The 4,063-nt window shown below is 74.0% G+C and carries 5 protein-coding genes; 3 read left to right on the top strand and 2 right to left on the bottom strand.

Going from position 1 to position 4,063, the window contains the following annotated elements:
• From ACZJYS_RS23115 to ACZJYS_RS23105, 3 genes are all read left to right on the top strand, one after another.
• A partial coding sequence (locus tag ACZJYS_RS23115) for a YjbH domain-containing protein (RefSeq protein WP_493180474.1) occupies window positions 1–694 on the top strand: 694 nt, incomplete at its 5' end.
• A gap of 182 nt (window positions 695–876) precedes the next feature.
• Window positions 877–1,209, top strand: coding sequence for a thioredoxin TrxA (gene trxA, locus ACZJYS_RS23110; protein ID WP_379635604.1), 333 nt, complete (start codon window positions 877–879; stop codon window positions 1,207–1,209).
• A 4-nt stretch (window positions 1,210–1,213) separates the two neighbouring features.
• Window positions 1,214–2,395: a PQQ-dependent sugar dehydrogenase gene (locus tag ACZJYS_RS23105; RefSeq protein WP_493180473.1), complete on the top strand. Its 1,182-nt coding sequence runs from the start codon at window positions 1,214–1,216 to the stop codon at window positions 2,393–2,395.
• 31 nt (window positions 2,396–2,426) lie between these two features.
• Here ACZJYS_RS23105 and ACZJYS_RS23100 read toward each other — a convergent pair whose 3' ends face one another.
• Together ACZJYS_RS23100 and ACZJYS_RS23095 are read right to left on the bottom strand one after the other, a co-directional pair.
• Window positions 2,427–3,422 (bottom strand): dienelactone hydrolase family protein, encoded by a 996-nt coding sequence (locus ACZJYS_RS23100; RefSeq protein ID WP_493180472.1) that lies wholly within the window; start codon window positions 3,420–3,422, stop codon window positions 2,427–2,429.
• Between the two features lie 107 nt (window positions 3,423–3,529).
• On the bottom strand, window positions 3,530–4,063 hold a 534-nt coding region (locus ACZJYS_RS23095; RefSeq protein ID WP_493180471.1), incomplete at its 5' end, for a hypothetical protein.

Below are 4,063 nucleotides of genomic sequence, written 5' to 3'. Positions count from 1 at the left end.
GCTGCTGGGCAACCTCTCCGGCGGCCTGCCCTCCGACAGCCGGCTGCCCCGCGTGCGCAGCGAGGAGGCCGCCTATGCGCGGGAGGGGCGCACCGCACTGGCCACCCTCTATGCCGAGCGGATCTGGAACCTGGCGCCGGACTGGCTGGCCCGCGCCAGCGCCGGCTACCTGGAGCCGATGTTCGGCGGCCTCTCGGGCGAGGTGCTGTGGCGGCCGCGCGAGAAGCCCTGGGCGCTCGGCCTCGACCTGGCCTGGGTGGCGCAGCGGGATTTCGACCAGAAGCTGGGCTTCCAGGGCTATTCGGTGGCCACCGGCCATCTCTCCCTCTACGCCGACCTGCCGGTGTGGAACCTCTACGGCGTGGCGCGCGCCGGCCGCTATTTGGCGGGCGACTGGGGCGCCACGCTGGAACTGGGCCGGCGCTTCGGGTCCGGCATCGAGGTCGGCGGCTTCGCCACCCTCACCAATGTCTCCGCCGCCCGCTTCGGCGAGGGCTCCTTCGACAAGGGCGTCTATGTCCGGGTGCCGCTGGCGCTGTTCGGGCGGGAGAGCGCGGAACGCGGCGGGGTGGTGGTGCGCCCGGTGCAGCGCGATGGCGGGCAGCGGCTGGCGGTGGACAACCCGCTCTGGGAGGTCTCCCGCGAAGGCCGGGCCGAGGCGCTGCGGCGCGGCGTGCCGGGTTTTTCGCGATAGCGCCCGCTTGGCACGGCGGCGGCGGGCCCTTATGCCGCGGGCCGCTCTCCGGGCGGTTATCAGCTCCACGAGTGGGAACGCTTGACCCGGCGCCCTGGCGACACGACTCTCCACCGCAAGCCGCGCGCCCGGCGGGGTGCCTTCCTGCCCCCGCGCACCGGGCCGCATGAGGAAAAGACACGATGAGCGAACTCACCAAGGCCGTCAGCGACGACAGCTTCAAGCAGGATGTGCTGCAGGCCTCCGGCCCCGTGCTGGTGGATTTCTGGGCCGAGTGGTGCGGCCCCTGCCGCATGGTGGCGCCGATCCTCGACGAGGTCGCCAAGGACTATGCCGGCCAGCTCACCATCGCCAAGGTGAACATCGACGAGAACCCGATGACGCCGAACGAGTACGCGGTGCGCGGCATCCCGACGATGATCCTGTTCAAGGATGGCAAGCCGGTGGACACCAAGGTCGGTGCCCTGCCGAAGAGCCAGCTGAAGGACTGGATCGCCACCGCGCTGGGCAAGTAACGGCTTGGCGGGGACGCGGAGCCACGGCCGGCGCGGGGCGATCGCCCTGGCCGGCGGCGTGCTGGCCGGGGTCTTCGCCCCCGCCTGCGCGCAGACGACAGGTGCCTCCGGCCAGGGAGCGGGCGCAGTGGTGCGGAGCGAGGCCACGGCCTTCCGCGTCGTCCGCTTCGCCGAGGGGCTGGAACACCCCTGGGGCGCCGCCTTCCTGCCCGACGGGCGAATGCTGGTGACGGAGCGCCCCGGCCGGCTGCGGCTGGTCAGCCGCGAGGGGCAGGTCTCCGCCCCGCTCTCCGGCGTGCCGCCGGTGGCCGCCGCCGGCCAGGGCGGGCTGCTCGACATCCGCCTCGCACCCGATTTCGCGGAAACCCGCGAGGTCTATTTCTGCCAGGCCGCCAGCGTCTCCGGCGGCAACCTGACACGCCTCTCCCGCGCCCGCCTCAGCGCCGACGCCGCCTCGCTGGAGGCGGTGCAGACCCTGCTCGACGCCACGCCGGCGCAGACGGGCAACGGCCATTATGGCTGCCGCATCGCCTTCGGCGGCGACGGCAAGCTCTACATGACCACCGGCGACCGCCAGCGCGACAGCGAGCGGGCGCAGGAGATGGGCGACCTCGCCGGCAAGCTGCTGCGGCTGGAGCGCGACGGCCGCCCCGCCGCCGGCAACCCCTTCCTCGGCCGCGAGGGGGTGCGCCCCGAGATCTACGCTTCCGGCATCCGCAATCCGCAGGGGCTGGCGGTGAACCCCGCCACCGGCACGCTGTGGGAGGTGGAGATGGGCCCGCGCGGCGGCGACGAGATCAACCTCGTCCGCGCCGGGGCCAATTACGGCTGGCCGGTGGTGGGGCATGGCGTGGCCTATAGCGGCGCGCGCATCCACGAGGCGGAATCCCGCCCCGGCATGCAGGACCCGCTGCGCCACTGGACGCCCTCGATCAGCCCCTCCGGCGCCGCCTTCTACACGGGCGATGCCTTCCCCGCCTGGAGCGGCAACCTGTTCCTGGCGACGCTGAGCAGCCAGGGCCTGCTGCGCCTGACCGTGGAGGGCGACCGCGTGACCGGCGAGGAGCGGCTGCTATGGGGCCAGCAGCGCCTGCGGCAGGTGGCGCAGGGCCCCGACGGCTTCCTCTACCTGCTGACCGACGAATCCCGCGGCCGCATCCTGCGGCTGGAACCCGCCGGAAGCTGAGGCCGGCGGCGGGGGCAGGCCCGCCCCGCCGCTACCGCACCAGCGCGGCCCGAACCTCCTCCAGCACCGCCTGCCGCACCGCCGCGCGCGCCTCCGGCTGGCCGCCGCCATGCGGGTTCCTCTGCACGCAGTCATCGCTGTAGGCGAAGGGCGCCCCGGTGGCGGCATTGACCAGCCGCCCCGGCTCCCGCTCCTCGATGACGCAGGCCCGCAGGGTCTGGGAATGGGTGGCGACGCCGGGGGCATCGCTCAGCGGCGAGTCGAAGCCGTGATGCGCGCCGGGATAGGTGGCGAGGGCGATGTCGGCGCCACCCTCCCGCATCCGCGCCACCTGCGCGGCGCAGCTGCGCATCAGGGTGTAGTCGTCCGCCTCGCCATGGAACAGGCGGATGGGCCTTGCCACCATCCGGGTGTCCTCGCGGTAGCGGGCGGAGCAGTCGGGGTAGAAGGCGAGATAGGCGGCGAAGCCGATGCCGGAGCGGTTCCACAGCCGGTGGAAGCGCTCGGTGGCGGCATAGAGCGCCGCCTTGCCGCCGCGCGAGAAGCCGATCAGCACGATCCGCTCCGGATCGACGCGCGGGTGCCGCGCCAGCACCTCCAGCGCGCCATAGAGGTCCAGGATCAGGTTCAGCCGGCCGAGCTTCGCCTGGTCGGTGTTGGTGGCGACGAGGCCGCGGGCGGTGAAGCCGTCGATGACGAAGGTGGCGAGGCCCTCGGCGTTCAGCAGCCGTGCCCAGGCCTCGATCCCGCCATCGATGCCGCCCGAGCCGTGCATCAGCACCGCGGCGGGCAGCCGGCCCGCCTGCCAGGCCGTCTGCCCGGGCGGCAGGCGCAGCTCGCCCGCCGTGGTCACCGCCTGCCCCGCCCCGGCCTCGCCCCGCAGGAACTCGGCATCGCTCAGCGTGCGGGAGGGGATGGCGTGCAGCTCGATGCGGCCGGGAAGGCTGGCGGCCTCCTGCCCGGCAGCGGGCGGGACGGGCAGCGACAGCAGCAGCAGCGCGGCCAGAAGGCGAAGGGCGGGATGCATCGGGCGTCTCCTCACCGCGCGCGTGCGGGTGGCCGGGGCGGAGAGGAAAGCGCGTTCCACCCCTCGGCGCCAAGGGAAAGCGCCAAGGGAAAGCCACCCGGCGCGGCTCAGGCGATGGCGATGCCGCGCCCGGCGAAGAAGCGGCCGAACACCGCGGGCGGCAGGGAGACGTCCCGCTGCGCCGCCGCCTCGTGCCCCGAGGGGTTGTGGAAGGTGATGGCCCCAGGCGTGGCGGCGGTGACCAGCACGAGATGGCCGCCCGTGTGCGGCGGCGCGCGCTCCGGCCAGCGGATGTCCTTGTGCACCGAGGCCATGAAGTAGCCGCCCCCCGCCAGCAGCGGCGCGATCTCCGCCGCCGCGAGGTCCAGGCGGATCGTGGCGCGCAGGCCGAAGCGCGCGGCGACGTAGCGCAGGAAGGGCGCGTAGATCAGGCCACGGATCTGCCCGTCCGGCTCCTCCACATAGCCGCCCTCGGCGGCGCAGCCGCGCGCCAGCTCCAGGATGGGGTGCGCCACGCCGGTGCGCACGGCCAGCACCATCTTCAGGCAGGCCATGCCGCAGAGATGCCCGGCCCAGCGGGCGTATTCCTCGACGCTGGCGGCGCCCGAGCCGCGCCAGGCCGGGTCGCGCAGCAGCGCGGC

Source organism: Roseomonas sp. TS2 (assembly GCF_058833935.1).
This window is presented reverse-complemented; position numbering and strand designations above follow the sequence as displayed.